At 70.7% G+C, this 18,084-nt stretch carries 17 protein-coding genes; 8 read left to right on the top strand and 9 right to left on the bottom strand.

Features of this window, described 5'->3' with window-relative positions; genetic code table 11:
* Positions 1–12: 12 nt before the first annotated feature.
* The 3 genes from OHT51_RS14505 to OHT51_RS14495 all read right to left on the bottom strand — a co-directional run bounded on the left by OHT51_RS14505 (position 13) and on the right by OHT51_RS14495 (position 2,663).
* On the bottom strand, positions 13–1,119 hold the full coding sequence (locus OHT51_RS14505; protein ID WP_328879352.1) for a sensor histidine kinase: 1,107 nt from the start codon (positions 1,117–1,119) through the stop codon (positions 13–15).
* Complete coding sequence (locus tag OHT51_RS14500; RefSeq protein ID WP_003997964.1) at positions 1,116–1,853, bottom strand: response regulator transcription factor; 738 nt, start codon at positions 1,851–1,853, stop codon at positions 1,116–1,118. Before OHT51_RS14500 ends, OHT51_RS14505 begins: the two co-directional genes overlap by 4 nt.
* Before the next feature lie 132 nt (positions 1,854–1,985).
* Positions 1,986–2,663, bottom strand: a complete 678-nt coding sequence (locus OHT51_RS14495) for a spermidine synthase (RefSeq protein WP_328879351.1) — start codon at positions 2,661–2,663, stop codon at positions 1,986–1,988.
* Positions 2,664–2,859: 196 nt separating this feature from the next.
* Here OHT51_RS14495 and OHT51_RS14490 point away from each other — a divergent pair, with 196 nt between their 5' ends.
* Together OHT51_RS14490 and lon are read left to right on the top strand one after the other, a co-directional pair.
* Entirely contained in the window at positions 2,860–3,717 is an 858-nt protein-coding gene (locus tag OHT51_RS14490) for a rhomboid-like protein (RefSeq protein ID WP_328879350.1), read from the top strand.
* A gap of 173 nt (positions 3,718–3,890) precedes the next feature.
* Positions 3,891–6,305: an endopeptidase La gene (lon, locus tag OHT51_RS14485; protein ID WP_328879349.1), complete on the top strand. Its 2,415-nt coding sequence runs from the start codon at positions 3,891–3,893 to the stop codon at positions 6,303–6,305.
* Between the two features lie 121 nt (positions 6,306–6,426).
* On the opposite strand, the gene OHT51_RS14480 is transcribed toward lon, so the two are convergent.
* A complete protein-coding gene (locus OHT51_RS14480) occupies positions 6,427–7,257 on the bottom strand; it encodes a lysozyme (protein WP_328879348.1) in 831 nt (276 codons plus the stop codon).
* 240 nt (positions 7,258–7,497) lie between these two features.
* Between OHT51_RS14480 and OHT51_RS14475 the strand changes: the two genes are divergently transcribed.
* The gene (locus OHT51_RS14475; protein ID WP_328879347.1) at positions 7,498–8,010 is read left to right on the top strand and encodes a MarR family winged helix-turn-helix transcriptional regulator; all 513 of its coding nucleotides are present in this window, start codon (positions 7,498–7,500) and stop codon (positions 8,008–8,010) included.
* Between the two features lie 16 nt (positions 8,011–8,026).
* On the opposite strand, the gene OHT51_RS14470 is transcribed toward OHT51_RS14475, so the two are convergent.
* Complete coding sequence (locus tag OHT51_RS14470; RefSeq protein WP_328879346.1) at positions 8,027–8,815, bottom strand: hypothetical protein; 789 nt, start codon at positions 8,813–8,815, stop codon at positions 8,027–8,029.
* 406 nt (positions 8,816–9,221) lie between these two features.
* Here OHT51_RS14470 and OHT51_RS14465 point away from each other — a divergent pair, with 406 nt between their 5' ends.
* From OHT51_RS14465 to OHT51_RS14445, 5 genes are read left to right on the top strand one after another with little or no spacing between them, the layout of a single operon-like run.
* Positions 9,222–11,966: a sensor histidine kinase gene (locus OHT51_RS14465; RefSeq protein ID WP_443052480.1), complete on the top strand. Its 2,745-nt coding sequence runs from the start codon at positions 9,222–9,224 to the stop codon at positions 11,964–11,966.
* Positions 11,963–12,466: a roadblock/LC7 domain-containing protein gene (locus OHT51_RS14460; protein ID WP_328879344.1), complete on the top strand. Its 504-nt coding sequence runs from the start codon at positions 11,963–11,965 to the stop codon at positions 12,464–12,466. The genes OHT51_RS14465 and OHT51_RS14460 overlap by 4 nt, the downstream gene beginning before the upstream one ends.
* Positions 12,463–12,882 carry a DUF742 domain-containing protein gene (locus OHT51_RS14455; protein WP_328879343.1) on the top strand — a complete coding sequence of 140 codons (420 nt, stop codon included), beginning with the start codon at positions 12,463–12,465 and terminating at the stop codon, positions 12,880–12,882. The genes OHT51_RS14460 and OHT51_RS14455 overlap by 4 nt, the downstream gene beginning before the upstream one ends.
* Positions 12,863–13,501, top strand: coding sequence for a GTP-binding protein (locus OHT51_RS14450; RefSeq protein WP_328879342.1), 639 nt, complete (start codon positions 12,863–12,865; stop codon positions 13,499–13,501). The genes OHT51_RS14455 and OHT51_RS14450 overlap by 20 nt, the downstream gene beginning before the upstream one ends.
* Positions 13,502–13,515: 14 nt before the next feature.
* Entirely contained in the window at positions 13,516–14,769 is a 1,254-nt protein-coding gene (locus OHT51_RS14445) for a styrene monooxygenase/indole monooxygenase family protein (protein ID WP_328879341.1), read from the top strand.
* Here OHT51_RS14445 and OHT51_RS14440 read toward each other — a convergent pair.
* The 4 genes from OHT51_RS14440 to OHT51_RS14425 form a co-directional block, all read right to left on the bottom strand.
* A complete protein-coding gene (locus tag OHT51_RS14440; RefSeq protein WP_328879340.1) occupies positions 14,687–15,841 on the bottom strand; it encodes a C40 family peptidase in 1,155 nt (384 codons plus the stop codon). The genes OHT51_RS14445 and OHT51_RS14440 overlap by 83 nt on opposite strands.
* Before the next feature lie 102 nt (positions 15,842–15,943).
* Complete coding sequence (locus OHT51_RS14435) at positions 15,944–16,246, bottom strand: hypothetical protein (protein ID WP_328879339.1); 303 nt, start codon at positions 16,244–16,246, stop codon at positions 15,944–15,946.
* A gap of 10 nt (positions 16,247–16,256) precedes the next feature.
* Positions 16,257–16,958 (bottom strand): TetR/AcrR family transcriptional regulator, encoded by a 702-nt coding sequence (locus tag OHT51_RS14430; protein ID WP_328879338.1) that lies wholly within the window; start codon positions 16,956–16,958, stop codon positions 16,257–16,259.
* A gap of 127 nt (positions 16,959–17,085) precedes the next feature.
* The gene (locus tag OHT51_RS14425) at positions 17,086–18,024 is read right to left on the bottom strand and encodes an AurF N-oxygenase family protein (protein ID WP_328423484.1); all 939 of its coding nucleotides are present in this window, start codon (positions 18,022–18,024) and stop codon (positions 17,086–17,088) included.
* Positions 18,025–18,084 lie beyond the last annotated feature (60 nt).

Raw genomic sequence — 18,084 nt, 5'->3', positions numbered from 1 at the left:
TCGAACTTTACGTCAACTTGGTTCGGAAGGCTGCCCGGGAAGTGTGACAAGAATCCGGCAACCCCGCTCGGATTCGGCCACCCCGATCCGGCCGCCGTGCAGATCGACGGCCCAGCGCGCGATCGCCAGCCCCAGACCCGTACCGCCGTCGCTGCCGGGCCCGTGCGGCCGGCGGACGGCGCCGCGGTTGAAACGCTCGAAGACCCTGTGCCAGTCCGACTTCGGAATCCCCGGCCCCTCGTCCAGGACCTCCAGCACCAGTGACTCCGGCTGCGCCCCGCGCCGCGCCTTGACCGTCACGCGGCCGTGCGGCGGACTGTGCTTGATCGCGTTGTCGATGAGGTTGGCGACGACCTGGTGGATGCGCTCGGGGTCGGCGTGCGCCGTCAGCTCGGGCGGGGAGACGTCGAGGTGCAGATGGACGTCCGTACGGGTGTGGCTGCCGGAGCCCGACGCCATGCCCCCGCGCGCGGAGGACACCATGTTGGCTTCCTTCAGCACACCGGACAGGTACGGCCACACCTCGAAGCGCCGCATGCGCAGCGGTACGACGCCGTTGTCCAGGCGGGACAGGTCCAGGAGCGTCTCCACGAGCCGGCCGAGGCGCTCGGTCTGCTTCAGCGCGGTGCGCATGGTCTCGGGGTCGGCCTCGGCGATGCCGTCGACCACGTTCTCCAGGACGGCCCGCAGGCCCGCGATCGGGGTGCGCAGCTCGTGCGAGACGTTCGCCACCAGCTCCTTGCGCTGCTGGTCCTGGGCCTCCAGCTCGTCGGCCATGAGGTTGATCGTCCCGGCCAGGTCGCCCAGCTCGTCGCGGCGGTTCTCACGCACCCGGCGGGTGTAGTCGCCGTGCGAGATGGACCGGGCCACCGCGTTCATCTCGTCCAGCGGCGCGGTGAGCGAATGGGCCACGAACTGCGTAATGAGCAGTGTGGCGATCATCGAGAAGACCGTGATGAAGCGCAGCTCCGTCTGCGTGCGCACCGCGATCATCGACAGGCCGGTGGTGATCAGCACCGCGATGATGACCAGCGCGCCCAGCTTGGTCTTGATCGAGAACGGACGTACGCCGCCCCAGGGCTCGCCGGGGCTTCTCCGTGCGGCCGGTCCGTCGCTCATGGCGTGGGTGTCTCCAGGGCGTAGCCCACGCCGTGCACCGTACGGATCCGCTCGGCGCCGATCTTCCGGCGCAGCGCCTTGATGTGGCTGTCGACCGTGCGGGTGCCGGACGCGTCCGCCCAGTCCCACACCTCGGCGAGCAACTGCTCACGGGAGAGCACCGCGCGCGGGGTGTTCGCCAGGCACACCAGGAGGTCGAACTCGGTGGGCGTGAGATGAACGTCCTCACTGCGCACCCGCACCCGCCGCTGAGCGTGGTCGATCTCCAGCTCGCCGAGCCGCAGGATGCCCGACCGCGGGGTCGTGGCGGCCAGCGCGGCCCGCTCGACGCGGCGCAGCAGCACGTGCACGCGTGCCGCCAGCTCCCGCATCGAGAACGGCTTGGTCATGTAGTCGTCGGCGCCGACGCCGAGCCCGACCAGCATGTCGGTCTCGTCGTCCCGCGCGGTCAGCATCAGCACCGGCACCGGCCGCTGGGCCTGCACCCGGCGGCATACCTCCAGGCCGTCGAAGCCCGGCAGCATGATGTCGAGGATCAGCAGGTCGGGCTGCCAGGCCTCGGCCGTGTCGACCGCCGCCGGACCGTCGCCCGCGGTCTGCACGAGGAAACCCTCGGCGCGCAGGCGGGCCGCGATGGCGTCCACGATGGTCGGATCGTCCTCGACCACGAGGACCCGGCGCTGAGCGCCCGGGGTTGCCGCCGTGCCGTTGTGGGAGGTGTGTGTCTGCTCCATCGCCCGCCCCAAAGTTGCTTTCCGGAATCCGTGGGGTGATCCCGCTAACTGGCCATGCCTGCTCATGCTTGCGATTGACGCTTGAATGATCCGCGTCAGGTGAGCAGGGTACGGGGAGTCACCGCGCCACGGCTATCCAGGTCGTACGGCGAGGTGTACGACGTCCGGAACGCCCCGGGCAACGGGGATCTCTTCGGTACGCACCTGTTGGAATCCGGCATTACACAAGGTTTCTTCGAATTCCGGTGATGGCTGTGCGGACCATACGGCAAGCACCCCACCGGGCCTCAACGCCCCTGCGCAGCCTGCCAGTCCGGCCGGTGAGTAGAGGCTGTCGTTGCCCTCGGTGACAGTCCAGCCGGGCCCGTTGTCGATGTCGAGACACAGTGCGTCATACGTGGCGGAAGTCTCATGTACGTGTGCCACGAGATCCGTTTCCAGAATCTCCGTGCGCGGGTCCGCGAGGGCCGGGGCGGAGAAGTCGGACAACGGGCCGTCGAGATGCCAGTCGATAATCGCGCGCTCGCGCTCGACGACGGTGATCCTTCCCGGGCGCGGATCGGCCGCGGCATGTGCGAGCGAGAACCCGACGCCGAGCCCGCCGATCAGCACGTCGGGCCGCGGGCGCCCGTGCAGCGCGCCGAGCGCCGCGTCGACGAGCAGCCGTTCCGAGCGGCCGTCGGAGGTGTCCATAAGAAAGCAGCCGTTCGCGATGATCTGAAGCAGGTCACCGTGCCGCCGCAGCACGACCTCACCGTGCGGGCCCTCGCGACGGTCCAGGACTTCGGGGATGTCGTACGAAGTGGGCATCGGGTCATCCTGGCAGGCCCCCATGGAGGGCTGAAACTTCTTTCCAGGGGCGAGTGGCGAGAGGGTCCCTCGATGGGGGGAACGGGCCTGGGCGCTTGTTGAGAGGTTGCTGAGAATCGGCCTTCTTGTGGCGCCGGTCACAGACGTGGGTGGGTCGCGGGCGAAGGGTGGAGGGAAAAGGAAGGAGCGCCTCACCTTGGAACGGACCGCAGCTGGGGGCCTGCCGGGTTCGGCTCCCGGGCCCGGTGAGGCGGGCCTGCCCGAGGCGGCCGAGCTGCTGGACGGGATGCCGCGGCAGCGCGAGCCACTGGGCGCGACGGCGCCGGGCGCCGCCACGGCGCCACCCTCCGCGCCGGGCGCCGTTACGACGCAGCCCTCCGCGCCGCCCCTGCCCCGCCCCGGCACACGCCGGCGGCTGCTCCCCACGCCCGCCGGCACGCCGTTCACCTTCGTCTACGCCGCCGTACTGGCCGTCACCTCGCTCGTCGCCGCGTACGCGGACCCCGCCCTTGTCCACGCCCTGCACCAGGGCTCCAGCACCGACGTGGCGCATCTCGTGGGGACGCCCGTGACGGTGCTGCTCGCCAGCGCGCTGTGGGTCGCGGGCGGGTTCGTAGCGCCGTACACGCTCGCCTTCCTGCTGGTGCTCACCGCGCTGGAGCGACGGATCGGCGGCATGCGGACGGCCGTCGTCTTCCTGACCGGGCACGTCCTGGCCACCCTCGCGACCGAGGTCCCGGTGGGGCTCGCCGTGCTGGCCGGCCACCTTCCCGGCAGCTCGCTGCACCGCCTCGACTACGGCATCAGCTTCGGCGTCGCCACGGGCGTCGGCGCGCTGAGCGGGCTGCTGCGGCCGTGGCTGCGGTGGCCGGTACTGGTGCTGTTCGGCGGGACGCTGCTCCAGGGCCTGGTCGAGCTGACGGACCCGCTGACCAACTGGGGGCACCTGATCGCCCTGGCCATCGGGATCGCGATGTGGCCGCTCGTGCGCGGGTGGTCCGCGGGGGAGCCCGCCGGCATCGCGGGGCGCGGCGCGGGCGGCGCGGGCGGCTGACGAACCCGGGGGCGGTGCGGGAAGGATCAGGCCCCCACCGCCGTTGTTGACGAAAGTCGAGGTCACCGCCTGTGGCGCAGGTGATCGCTCACAGCGAACGGAGGCCGGGGAACATTCGCAGCGCCCCGTGCATTGAGTCGGCATAACTCAACTTGACTGCCGAAGGGGAGATCATGGCTTCGACGTCCACACCGCTCACCCTGCCCGTGCTGCCGCTCGACGACGAGGTGGTGCTGCCCGGAATGGTGGTCCCGCTGGACCTGAACGACGCCGACGTACGCGCCGCGGTCGAGGCCGCACAGGCCGCCGCGAGGTCACAGCCAGGAAAGCCACGGGTGCTGCTGGTGCCACGCATCGACGGGACGTACGCGAGCACCGGTGTGCTCGGCACCGTCGAGCAGGTCGGCCGGCTGGCCGACGGCGACCCGGGCGCCCTGATCCGCGGTCGCGGCCGCGTGAAGATCGGCGCCGGGACGACCGGACCGGGTGCGGCCCTGTGGGTCGAGGGGGCCCGCCTCGACGAGAGCGTGCCCGACCCGCTGCCCGGACAGGTCGCCGACCTGGTGAAGGAGTACAAGGCCCTCGCCACCGCCTGGCTGCGCAAGCGCGGCGCCTGGCAGGTCGTCGACCGCGTCCAGGCCATCGACGACGTCTCCGCCCTCGCCGACAACTCCGGTTACTCGCCCTTCCTGAGCACCGAGCAGAAGGTGGAGCTCCTGGAGACCGCCGACCCGGTGGCCCGCCTGAAGCTCGCCACCCAGCAGCTGCGCGACCACCTCGCCGAGCAGGACGTCGCCGAGACCATCGCCAAGGACGTCCAGGAGGGCGTCGACAAGCAGCAGCGCGAGTTCCTGCTGCGCCGTCAGCTGGAGGCCGTACGCAAGGAACTGCGTGAGATCAACGGCGAGCAGGACGGCGAGGAGTCAGACGACTACCGCGCCCGCGTCGAGGCCGCCGACCTCCCCGAGAACGTCCGCGAGGCCGCCCTCAAGGAGGTCGACAAGCTGGAGCGGTCCTCCGACCAGTCGCCCGAGGGCTCGTGGATCCGGACCTGGCTCGACACCGTGCTCGAACTGCCGTGGAACGAGCGCACCGAGGACGCGTACGACATCCTCGGTGCCAAGGAGATCCTCGACGCCGAGCACGCCGGCCTGGAGGACGTGAAGGAGCGGATCACCGAGTACCTCGCGGTGCGCAAGCGCCGGACCGACCGCGGCCTGGGTGTCGTCGGCGGTCGGCGTGGCGGTGCCGTGCTGGCGCTGGTCGGCCCGCCCGGCGTCGGCAAGACCTCGCTCGGCGAGTCGGTCGCGCACGCCATGGGCCGCAAGTTCGTCCGTGTCGCCCTCGGCGGCGTACGGGACGAGGCGGAGATCCGCGGCCACCGGCGTACGTACGTCGGCGCGCTGCCCGGCCGGATCGTGCGGGCCATCAAGGAGGCCGGGTCGATGAACCCGGTGGTGCTGCTCGACGAGATCGACAAGGTGGGGTCCGACTTCCGGGGCGACCCGGCGGCCGCCCTGCTCGAGGTCCTGGACCCGGCCCAGAACCACACCTTCCGCGACCACTACCTGGAAGTGGAACTGGACCTGTCGGACGTGGTCTTCCTCGCCACCGCCAACGTCCTGGAGGCCATCCCGGAGGCCCTGCTCGACCGCATGGAGCTGGTCCGCCTCGACGGCTACACCGAGGACGAGAAGATCGTCATCGCCCGTGACCACCTGCTCCCGCGCCAGCTGGAGCGGGCCGGCCTGAACAAGGACGAGGTCGCCCTCGACGAGGGCGCCCTGCGTAAGCTCGCCGGCGAGTACACGCGCGAGGCGGGCGTCCGCAACCTGGAGCGGTCCATCGCGAGGCTGCTGCGCAAGGTGGCGGCACAGCACGAACTGGGCGAGCGGGAGCTGCCGTTCACCGTCCTCGACGGCGACCTGCGCGGCCTGATCGGGCGGCCGCACCACGTGCCCGAGTCCGCCCAGGACCCGGCGGAGCGCCGTACGGCCGTGCCGGGCGTGGCGACCGGGCTGGCGGTGACGGGCGCGGGCGGTGACGTCCTGTTCGTCGAGGCGTCGCTGGCCGACCCGGAGACGGGAGCGGCGGGGCTGACCCTGACCGGCCAGCTGGGTGACGTGATGAAGGAGAGCGCACAGATCGCCCTGTCCTTCCTCCGCTCGCGCGGCGCGGAACTGGAGCTCCCGGTCGCCGACCTCAAGGACCGGGGCGTGCACATCCACTTCCCGGCGGGGGCGGTCCCCAAGGACGGCCCGAGTGCCGGCATCACGATGACGACGGCGCTGGCATCGCTTCTGTCCGGCCGCCTGGTCCGCACGGACGTGGCGATGACGGGCGAGGTCTCGCTGACGGGCCGGGTGCTGCCGATCGGCGGCGTGAAGCAGAAGCTGCTGGCGGCACACCGCGCCGGGGTCACCACGGTGATCATCCCCAAGCGCAACGAGGCCGACCTGGACGACGTCCCGGCCGAGGTGCTGGACAAGCTCGACGTCCACGCCGTGACCGACGTCCGCCAGGTCCTGGAACTGGCGCTGTCGCCGGCCACCAACGGCGCGGCGCCGGAGGTTCCGGTCGCGGCGTGACGGGCGCGACCGGATGGGCAAGGCCCGGGTTCTCGTGAGGGAGGCCCGGGCCTTCGCCGTAGGCGGATGCCGATGCCGATGCCGATGCCGATACGGATACGGATTCAGGTGCGGGTGTGGGTCAGCCGTTGGCCAGAGCCTGGAGGCGGTCCAGCGCCCCGTTGAACCTGTTGTGGTCGCCGACGGTCGGCCCGGAGGACGTGTACTGCCACATGGTGTAGTAGCTCCAGCCGGCCGGGAGTTCGCCCACGGCGGCGGCGTACCGCGCGATCCACAGGGGATTGGCGGAGGCGAAGCCGCTGTGGTTGCCGGTGCACTGCTTCCACCAGCTGGTGGCCGTGTAGATGACGGGGGCGCGGCCGGTGCGGGTCTTGTACTGGGTCACGAAGTCGCGGATCCAGGTGACCATCGCGGCCGGGGTCTTGCCGTAGCAGGCGTCGCCGTAGGGGTTCCACTCGATGTCGAGGGCACCCGGCAGCGTCTTGCCGTCGCGGGACCAGCCACCGCCGTGATCGACGAAGTAGTTGGCCTGGGTTGCTCCATTGGTGGTGTCCGGGGTGGCGAAGTGATAGGCGCCGCGGATCATGCCGACGTTGTAGGAGCCGTTGTACTGCTGGGCGAAGTAGGGGTTGGTGTAGTAGGTCCCCTCGGTGGCCTTCACGTAGGCCCACTTGACCCCGCTGTTCCACAGGGTCGGCCAGGCGACGTCGCCCTGGTGGCTGGAGACGTCCACGCCTTCCAACTGGGTGGCCAGGACATCGGCGGGGACGCTCTCCTCGCCGTCGTGGGCCAGGACGCCCATGCCCATGTGGGCGGAGCCGCGGGGCGGGGTGTCGTCGGCGGTGGCGGGAGAGGGGTGGGCGGCGAGGAGTAGGGAGAGGACGGCGGCGAGCAGGGGCCCGGCGAGGTGCGGGCGCCGGCGGCGGAGCGGTTCGGGTCTGTGCACGGGCATTAGCGTGCCTCCGAAGGCTCGGTGACGCTCGGTGGGGAAACGGGCATGTCTGTGGCGTGCGCATGTCAGCCAGGGACTCGGTGCGTGGCCACGGCATGGACGCTAGGCGCGCAGAAGAGCAGGTGGAAGGGGGTCCGAAGGCTGCCGTTGGTCCATGCCTGCGAAATACTGGCGGAGCTGCGGCACATCAGGGCGGTCGGCGGAAACTTTCAGGACCGAAAAATCGAGGCAGGGGCTGACGTGCACGAAGACGGAAACGGCGACGGGCCGCGAGTCGAACCCGGGGGCGCCTCCGCCGAAGGAGTGTCCGGTGGTGGTCCGGGCCGGCCCGAGTTCCTCGATCTGGAACGCGAGTTGACGGTCCTGTTCCGGCGGGCCCGGGCCAAGCAGGGGGAGATGGCCCGCGAGGTCCATCCGGACCTGGAATCGGCGGCGTACGGCCTGTTGGTCCGTCTGGATGAGTCCGGGCGGCTGCGTGCCACCGAACTCGCCGCATACATCGGCGTCGGCAAGGCCACCATGTCCCGCCAGCTGCGCGCCCTGGAGGATCTGGGGCTGGTCGCCCGCGAACCCGACCCCGCCGACGGGCGGGCGTGGCTGGTGCACCTCACCGAGGAGGGGCGAGGCCGGGTCGCCAAGGTGCGCGAGGCACGGCGGGAGCGCTATGTCGCGCAGCTCTCCCACTGGGACCGGCTCGAGGTCGCGGAGCTGGCGCGGCTGCTGAACCAGTTGAACCGGGGGATGGAGAAGTAGCCCAACCGGGGAGCGCTCACCACTGCACGTACACGACCGTCGCGTCGTCGTGCGTCTTGCTGCGCCCCAGGAACGCCCGCTCCTCCGCGTCGGCCCGCTCCAGCGCCCGTACCCGGTCCACCAGCCCCTGCGCCCCCTCCTTCCGTACGAAGGTGAAGCAGTCCCCCCAGTCGCCTTCGCGGAACTTCTCCACCCACCGGGTCGCCCCGTCCGTCAGCGCGGCCAGCGCCAGCACCTCGCCGCGCGGCAGGACCCCCGTCACCGCCCGCGCCGCCACCGACGGATCCGCGGCGGCCGTGAAGAAGCCGCCCTCCTTGTTGCGGACGTGCGCGTCGATCAGGGCGTCCGTGGCCAGGGAGGCGCGGGGGAGGCGGGTCAGGCGATCGTCCAGGTACGGGGTGACCGCGCCGTCGGCCGACTCCACCAGGAGGGCCGAGTCGGACAGGATCAGGTACTCCAGCGCCTCCGCCGACCAGCGGGCCAGAACCACTGTGGCCTGTGGGGTTCGTGGGTGAGAAAGGTCACAGATTTGCACGTGAGCCTCGGCGGTACGCGCGATTGCACGGGCCAGGGCGTCGGCGAGCGGCACATCAGGGAGTGAAACGGTCAGTTCGGTCAGGGCTCCGCCGAGCCGTGCGGTGAACCAGGGAACGGAATGCAGACAGCCCGTCTCGCCTCTCGGTGGGGTCACGCCGTCCAGGATCACCAGTACGCCGCCCTGTCCCGAGGCGGGAAGGCCGACACTCGCGAAGTCCTCGTTGGGGCGGACCGGATCGCCGGGCTCCGAAACAAGCTCTGTTCGCATTCAGTCAGTCTGCACGAGCCCTTCACAAGGGTCACGAAGGGGGCGCAGGAGATGCCGAATAGGTGCAGCCGCGCAGGTCAGGCGTCTGATTTGGGATGGAATGGAGTGCTCCGGGAAGACGTGGCGGCGAATACTGCCACCGCCTGCCCCGGACGTCCAACCGGCCCGCCCTGCAAGGCGTGTGCACGCGCCAGAGGAACTTGCCCGCCAACTCCCCTCCGGGGTTCACTCCTTCGGGTGGCGGGTCAGGTGATGCGCGGCCGTTGCCCACCGGCACTGGGAGGGTCGGGGACCGGTGAGGACACCCCCAGCTCGAGCAATGCCGAGAGCTTGGGGAAGGGGTGCACGCGAGGTCGGCGGTAGTTGACGGAGCGTCATCCGGACCCATGGGTATCACGAGTCAGGAATGCGAGCACCGGTGCAGAAGATGCGGCCACGTCGCTCAGGCAAGAAGACGGCCTCCACGGGGGGCACGCAGCCCACTCCCGGCACCACCACCGACGCCACACCCGCCGGCAGGGGGCGCCCCACCCACGTACGGAACCGGCTGATCGTCGCCGTCGCCGTCGTGGCCGCCGCCATCGCCGCGGCCGGCGTCCCCTCGGTCGTCGCCGCCTCCGGGCAACTGCACGACTCCCAGGAGCTGGTGACCCTCGCCGCACAGACCGAGGACGCGCTCACCCTCGCCCACTCCCTGGCCGACGAGCGCGACGAGGTCACGACGTACGTCGCCGCCGGCCGTCCCAAGTCCAAGGCGCCCAGCGAGCAGCGCAGCGCCCGCGTCGACCGGCAGGTCGAGGAACTGCGCGCCGACACCGACGCGCCCGCCTCCCTGCACGACGACCTCGACGGCATCGCGGCCGTGCGCAGGGGCGCGCTCACCGGCAAGAGCAGCGCGCTGGAAGCGCACAACGCCTACTCGGCCACCATCAGCGAACTGCACCGGCTCGCCGAGCGGCTGGCCGAGCAGATGCCGCCCCGCGCGGGCTCCGGAGCCTACGCGCTGGCCGAGCTGGACTCCGCCGTGCAGCAGGCCGCCGCCACCCGGGGGCTGCTGCTCGCCGCCCTGAGCGTGCCGACCACCACCGAGACCGTCATCGACCCGGTCACCGGCGTCCCGGTCACCCGCGAGACCTCCTCGGACGCCGACGCCGAGCAGCGTGCCGCCCTCAGCGCCGCCGCCCAGCAGGCGCGCCTGCGCTCCGACGCCGCCGTCGCCGACTTCCGCGACTCCGCCCCGAAGACCGCGCGCACCTCGTACGACTCCACGGTCACCGGCCCCGAGATCGGCACCGCCGAGCGGTATCTCGCCGCCCTCACCGACCAGGCGACGCTGTCCGACCGCGACCTGGCCACCGACGCCAGGCGCGTCGAGGCGGCCCTCTCCGCCCGCGTCGACATGATGCGCGGCGTCGAGTCCGCCCTCTACGACCGCCGCACCAAGGCCCTGGAGGAGCTGCGCGACGACGACGTCACCGCGCTGGAGATCCGCATCGCGATCCTCGGCGCCCTGATGCTGCTCGCCGTGGGCGTCGCCACGGGCATGGCCCGCAGTCTCACCCGGCCCCTCGCCGTACTGCGCCTCGGCTCCGCCCGGCTCGCGGCGGCCGAGGACCCGGCGGCTCAGGAGCCGGTCAAGTTCACCGGCCGCAAGGACGAGTTCGCCCAGGTCGTCGACTCGGTCAACGCCCTGCACGCGCACGCCCTCGCCCTCCACGAGCGCATCGGCACCCTGGAGTCCGACCGCAAGCACCTCGTCGGGCAGCGCCAGAAGATGGCCGACGCCCGTGAGGAGCTGCGCACCGAACTCGCCGAGTCCGCAGCCCAGCTGGACCGTCTGCGCGACAGCATCGGCAGCACCTTCGTCAACCTGGCCCTGCGCACCCTCGGCCTGGTCGAGCGTCAACTCGGCGTCATCGAGGGCCTTGAGGAGCGCGAGCAGGACCCCGAGCGCCTCGCCACCCTGTTCAAGCTGGACCACTTCGCCACGGTCATGCGCCGGCACAGCGAGAACCTCCTCGTCCTGGCCGGGACCGAGCACGTCCAGCAGCACGCCGGACCGGTTCCGCTGGTCGACGTCGTGCGCGCGGCGGTCAGCGAGATCGAGCGGTACGAGCGGGTCCGTATCGCCGCGTTGCCGCCGCACGCGCACGTGGCGGGCTTCGCGGCCGACGACCTCTCCCACCTGCTGGCCGAGCTGATGGAGAACGCCACCTCGTTCTCCCCGCCCGACCTGCCCGTCGAGATCTCCGGCTGGCTGCTGGAGAGCGGCGAGGTGATGCTCTCCGTCCAGGACGAGGGCATCGGCATGACCGACGAGCGCATGTCCCGCCTCAACTCCCGCCTCGCCGACTTCGACCCCGAGAACTCCTACGACCAGGAGGGCGACGAAGGCCTGGGCCTCGGTCTGTACGTCGTCGCCCGCCTCGCCCACCGTCACGGCGTCCGCGTTCAGCTGCGCGAGCAGAAGCAGGGCGGCATCGCGGCGGTCGCGGTCCTGCCGGGAGGCCTGCTGGCGGCGGCCCCACCCGCGGCGGTCCCCTCGGACACGCCGCACCGCACCGGCGCCCACACCTTCTCCCTCCCGGGCGCCGACGCGGAGGCCAACTCCAATGTCCTGCCCGGCCGCGCCAAGGGTGAGGACCCGCTGGTGGCGCTGGCGGAGCGGGCGGTACGCGAGACCGGCGACGCCGAGGAGGCCGTACGCCGGCCTGCGGCACCCGAGGCCGAGCAGGAGCGGGAGCATCCCGCCGAGACGACGATGGAGCTGCTGATCCCGGCGCAGGCGACGGGGGAGGAACCGACAGCAGCCGCCGAACCGGTAGCCGCCGAACCCGCGGCCGCCGAAGGCGAAGGCGAAGCCGAGGCGGTGCACGAACGAGTCCCCGACGACGCGGATGAACTCGTCACCGACAAGGGCCTCCCCAAGCGCACGCCGAAGATCACCGCCCCCACCCAGGCCCCGCGCCAGCGGACCGGCAGCGTCGACGCAGACGCCCTCCGCAGGAGGCTGGGCGGCTTCCGCCAGGGAGCGGCGGCCGGCTACCGCGACGTACAGGCAGAGATCGCCGAACACACGGGCCAGAACCCGGCACCGAGCACGGAAACCGAAGCAGCCACGGGGGGCACAGCCGAGGAGGCAAGCAGTTGACCGCGCCCAGTACCTTCGGACTGAGCAGTGAAGCCCGCAATCTGCACTGGTTGTTGACGAATCTGGTCGAGGAGGTGCCGGGCATCCAGTCAGTCGCGGTGGTCTCCTCCGACGGGTTGCTCCTGCTCTCCTCGGACCACGCCCGCAACGAGGCTGCCCGGGAAGCCAGGACCGACCGGCCCACCGGACCCCGGGGCTCCTCCGCCGACCTCGCCACCATCGTGTCCGGCATCGGCAGCCTCACCATCGGTGCCGCCAAGCTGATGCAGTTCGGCGGCGTGAAGCACACGATGGTCGCGATGGACGAGGGCAGCCTGTTCGTGATGTCCATCAGCGACGGCTCGCTGCTCGGCGTGCACGGCTCCGCGGACTGCGACATGAGCGTGGTGGCCTACCACATGGCGCTCTTCGTCGGCCGGGCCGGCCACGTCCTCACCCCCGAACTCCGCAGCGAGCTACGGAAATCCCTAGAGGCCGCGTCGGCAGGGAGTACGCGATGAGCAACGCCCCGAAGAACAGGCAGCAACTCCCCGTCCGCGGCGGCGACCGCAAAGCCGCCCGCGTACGCCCCTACTCGCTCACCGGCGGCCGTACCCGCTTCGGCCACGTCCTCCTCGTGGAGACGCTCGTGGCGGCGCTGGAGGCCCCGCAGGAGCGCAAGGAACTGACGAACGGGTCCCTCAACACCCGGGTGATGCCGGAGTTGCGGGCCATCGTCGAACTGTGCCGCCGGATGCGTACGGTGGCCGAGATCGCCGCGCTGCTGAAGATGCCGCTCGGCGTGGTCCGCGTGCTCCTCAGCGATCTCGCGGACCAGGGAAAGATCCGGGTGTACGGCACGGGAACCGGCCACGGCACGGGCCGGCCGGACCGTGCTCTGCTGGAAAGGGTGCTGAGTGGACTCCGTCGTCTCTGACGCCGCTCGCGGTGTCTCCCCGCTCCTCGGCCAAGAGGGGCCCGAACAGCCCTGGCAGACCGATCGCACCCGGGCCCCCATAGCCACGAAGATAGTCGTGGCCGGTGGCTTCGGTGTCGGCAAGACCACGCTGGTCACCGCCGTCTCGGAGATCACGCCCCTGCAGACCGAGGCGCTGATGACCGAGGCGAGCGAGGAGACCGACGACCTCACCTCGACGCCCGGCAAGCTGACCACCACCGTGGCCATGGACTTCGGCCGCATCACGCTCGACGACGACCTGGTGCTCTACCTGTTCGGCACGCCGGGCCAGCAGCGGTTCTGGTTCATGTGGGATGACCTGGTGCGCGGCGCGATCGGCGCGGTCGTACTCGCCGACACCCGGCGGCTGAAGGACTGCTTCCCGGCGCTGGACTACTTCGAGAGCTGCGGCCTGCCGTACGTCGTCGCGGTGAACCACTTCGACGGCAGCGAGCTGTTCGAGCCGCAGGACGTGCGTGAGGCGTTGACGATCCCGGCGCACATACCTGTAATGATCATGGATGCGCGCCGCCGGATCTCGGTGATCGAGACTCTCCTGAGCCTCGTAGGTCACGCGCTCGACGAAACCCCCGAGTAGGAGAACAACCCCGGATGCGGAAGATACTCGTCGTCGGAGCCGGCCAGTCCGGACTCCAGATCGCCCTCGGACTCCAGTCGAACGGGTACGAGGTCACCCTGATGTCCAACCGGACGGCGGACGAGATCCGCTCCGGCCGGGTCATGTCCACGCAGTGCATGTTCCACACGGCACTCCAGCACGAGCGCGATCTCCAGCTGAACTTCTGGGAGTCCCAGGCCCCGAAGATCGAGGGACTCGGCGTCTCGGTGGCGGCCCCCGGCTCCTGGGGCGAGGGCCCCGCGGCGCGGGCGATCGACTGGCTGGGACGCCTCGACGGCTTCGCGCAGTCGGTCGACCAGCGGGTGAAGATGGCCGGCTGGATGGAGACGTTCGCACAGCGCGGCGGCCAGCTCGTCATCCATGGCGCGGCGGTCGGCGACCTCGACTACTTCTCCCGTACGTACGACCTGGTGCTGGTGTCGGCCGGCAAGGGCGAGCTCGTCCAGATGTTCGGGCGGGACGCCGAGCGGTCGCCGTACAGCGAGCCGCAGCGCGCGCTTGCCGTGGCGTACGTCCACGGCCTGGGCCCGCGTCCGGAGCACCCGGACACCGAAGGCGTCCGCTGCAACCTCGTCCCCGGCGTCGGCGAGCTGTTCGTCATGCCCACCCTGACGACCTCCGGGCGCGCGGACATCCTGTTCTGGGAGGGCATACCCGGCGGGCCGCTCGACGTCTTCCACGACGTGAAGGACCCGGCGGAGCACCTCTCCCTGACCCTGGAACTCATGGAGAAGTACGTGCCGTGGGAGTACGCCCGGGCGACCAAGGTCGAGCTCACCGACGCGGGCGGCACGCTGAGCGGCCGGTACGCGCCGACCGTGCGCAACCCCGTCGGTCAGCTTCCCGGCGGCGGGCTCGTGCTGGGTGTGGCCGATGTCGTGGTGGCCAACGACCCGATCACCGGACAGGGCTCCAACTCCGCGTCCAAGTGCGCCGCCGCCTATCTCTCCTCGATCCTGGAGCACGGGGACAAGGAGTTCGACGAGGCGTGGATGCGCGCCACCTTCGACCGGTACTGGGCCACCGCGCAGCACGTCACCAAGTGGACGAACGCGATGCTGGCGCCGCCGCCGGAGCACATCCTCAACCTCATCGGGGCGGCCGGGCAGTTGCCGCCGGTGGCCGATCGGTTCGCCAACGGGTTCAATGATCCGGCCGACTTTGAGAACTTCTTTTATGAGCCGGAGAAGACCGGGGCTTATCTCGCGGAGGTTTCCGGGGGCTGACCTCGGGACGTACCGCACCCAGGAGCGGGTTCGACGCGATCGGGGAGACCTTGATCTTCTCGCCGGGGCGCGGGGCCTGGATCACCTTGCCCTTGCCGACGTACATGGCCACGTGTGTGGCGTCCGGGAAGTAGATGACCAGGTCGCCCGGGCGCAGTTCGGTCAGGGGGATGCGGTCGAGCCGCGCCCACTGTTCCTGGCTGGTGCGGGGGATCCGGGTGCCGGCGTGGGCCCAGGCCTCGGATGTCAGGCCCGAGCAGTCGTATGACTTCGGGCCTTCCGCGCCCCACTTGTACGGCTTGCCGAGCTGCTTCCTGGCGTAGCGGATCGCACGGTTGGCCTCGGAGGACGGTTTGTGGTCCTCCTTGGCCAGTTCGCCGGATGCCATGAGGTCTTTCTGGGCTTCGCTGACGCTCTTCTTCTCGAACTCGGCCAGGGCGGTGAGCTGGTCGGCTGTCAGGGACGCCAGGAGCTCCTCGACCTTCTTGAGCCGCTTGTGTACGGCGTCCCTGTTCTTCCTCTGGCGTTCGGCCAGCACGAGTTGGTGGTCCAGGGCCTCGCGGGCCTTGTGGGCCAGTTCGTCGGCCTTGTGTTCCGTGCCGGTCAGCCGGCCGACCGTTTCGGCGCGCTCGCGTGCCAGCAGGCCGATGACGTGGCCCTGGTCCAGGGCGTGCTGGGGGTCACGGGCCAGGAGCAGGCGCACGTACGGGGAGATGTCGGTGGTGTTCTGGTACTGCTGGCGGGCCAGGCGGCCGGCCGCGCCCCTGCTGTCGTGCAGCGAGAGGCGGGCGCGGGACAGGGCGCTGTCCAGGCGGGTGACCTCGGTGCGCTGCTTCTTGAGCTTCTCCTCGGTCGCGTTGTAGGTCTCCGTCGCCTTCTCGGTCTCGAGGTAGAGACGCTGAAGGTCTGTCAGGAGACGTGCCGTGGATTGCTCTTGCGGGTCGGCGGCGGGCTCGGGCGCCGCCGTCGCGGGTGCGGACGCGGCTGCCGACGCGAGGATCGTCGCGGTCGCCGTTGCCGCCGACACCGCCGTCGTGCGGGCACGATGCAGCAGCCTTCGCCTTCCTGACACGTCATCACCTCCGGTGCGGAGAAGGATTCTGCTCCGTACCGTGAGCATCAGGCGGGGGAGGCCGGTTCGCGCGGTAGGTGTGCGCGGCTCGGCTCAGTCACTTCACTCGTTCGAGTCGTGTGGCTTGCTCTGCGGCGTGGTGTCTGGCTTGGACCAGGGCCAGTTCAGGCGGCGGCTGTGCTTGCCCTCGGGGTCGTACTCGTACTTCCAGCGCTGGGAGAGGCCCACGCGGGCGCCCGGTGTGCGGGGTACGCGGCGGTAGACGAGGACCGTGGGCTCGCCGCCGTGCGGGTCGGGGACGGGGATGCGGTACGTCTTGGGCGGGTGGCCCGTGATGCCCAGCAGTACGGGCAGGACCCGGCCGTCCATGGGGCCGCCCTCGAAGGGGGTGTCTTCGCTCTTCACGGCACCAGTCTCAGCTATCCGCGGTCGGCTGCCCGGCGGAGGGCTCGGCGTGCTGCTCGGCCTCCTGCTCTGCCAGGTTCTCGGCCAGCGCGGCGGTCTGGGGGTCTCGGTCCGCGGTGACGGAGAGCGCGGCCACGAACTGCTCCACCAGCCAGTCCCGCAGTTCCTCCACGGGGGGCTGCTTGCCCTCGTCCAGCCAGATGAGCGAGGCCGCCTCGACCGCAGTTATCCACATCCGTACGGTCATGCGGAGGAGGCGGCTCGGGTCGGAGATGCCCAGGTGGCGGAGGATGTGCTCCGCCGCGGCGCGGCGTACGCCGTCGACGATGGCGGTCGTCCGGGACGTCTCCACCACGCTGCCGCCCTGGAGCAGGGCGCTGAAGCCGGCGTCGTGCTCGTCGACGAAGGTCAGGTAGCGGTCGAGGGCGCGGGACAGGCGGGGGACGAGGGGGCCTTCGCGGGGTTCGTCGAAGCAGTGCTGCAGTTCTTCCGCGGCGGAGCGCAGGGCTGCCTCGTAGAGCTGTTGCTTGCCGCCCGGGAAGTAGCGGTACACCAGGGGGCGGGAGACGCCGGCCGCCTCCGCCACGTCGTCCAGGGAGACGTCCTCGGGGGCTCGGTGGGCGAAGAGCGTGAGGGCGGCGTTGAGGAGTTGGGAGCGGCGTTCCTCGACGCTCAGGCGGCGGTAGGCGGGGGTGGGGGCCGAGGGCGTCATGACCAGCAGGGTAGTCGCCGGGGTGGGGCGAGCATGCCTGCGGCGGCCCGTCGCCGTCCGGTGGGGGTGCGCGTCGCGCCTGCGCGGACACCCCGGCACGTCCCCCGACCGCCGTACGAGGGTGCGCCTACGCCAGGAGGCCCGATGACCTCCACAGGCGGCGGCCCGCTCCGCGCAGTACTCCTATGTCGTCCAGGAAGTCCGTCAGGCGTTTTGCTCCGGTCTGCATGACTTCGCGGCGGTGGGCGCTGGCCTTGACCTGGGCCATGGCCTCTCGCTTGTCCAGGCCTACGTTCGTGTAGACCTCGGGGTTGACGAAGGCCACGGAGAACACGCGGGCGAACTCGCCGGAGGTTATTCGGGTGAACTCCTGGGACCACCTCGGGGCCGTCACCATCTGGCGGCGCAGTTCCTCACGGGCGTAGCGGACGTGGCGGGCCTCCTCGACCACGTGTATGCGGGTCACGCCCCGGACCAGGGGCTGGACACGCTCGTCCGGGAAGGTCAGGCGCTGCATCCAGTCGAGGACCTCCTCGCCGAGGAGGGTGGCCGTGAAGGAGCCGGGGGTGGTGGAGATCGTCTTGAAGAGGCGGCCCAGGTTCTGGTGTGCGCGGCTGACGGGGTACCAGGGTGTGTCGCCGTGGGAGATCAGGCGGGCGAACATCTTGGAGTGGCGGCACTCGTCCTCGATCTCGGTGAGCGCGTAGCGGACGTGTGCGCTCGTTGCCGCCTTGTCGTAGATGTGGCGGACCAGGAGCTGCATGAGGATGATCTCGAACCAGATGCCCAGGGACGCGAGGGCCGCCGCCTCGTGCTGGGAGAGGAGGACGCGCTGTTCCTCGCTCATGCGCTTCCACAGCGGGGTGTCGTAGAGCGAGACCAGCTCGGGGGGCCAGAACCACTTGCCCTCCTCGTAGGGCGCGTCCCAGTCCAGTTCCTTGTCGGGATCGAAGGAGTGCTTGGCGGAAGAGGCGAGCAGCCGCTCGGCCACCTGCTCGCGGTCCTTGAGCAGGCCGAGTGCGTCGCGCAGTCCGTCGACCGCGTCGGCTTCCGTCAGGGTCGTCATCGGTCTCTCACCTCTGTTACCCGGGGGTACGTCGTCCGACTGTTATGAGACTGCCTGTCA

Source organism: Streptomyces sp. NBC_00299 (assembly GCF_036173045.1).
Classification (GTDB): Bacteria; Actinomycetota; Actinomycetes; order Streptomycetales; family Streptomycetaceae; genus Streptomyces; species Streptomyces machairae.
Note: the sequence above shows the minus strand (reverse complement) of the source record. Positions and strands in the feature narration are given on the sequence as shown.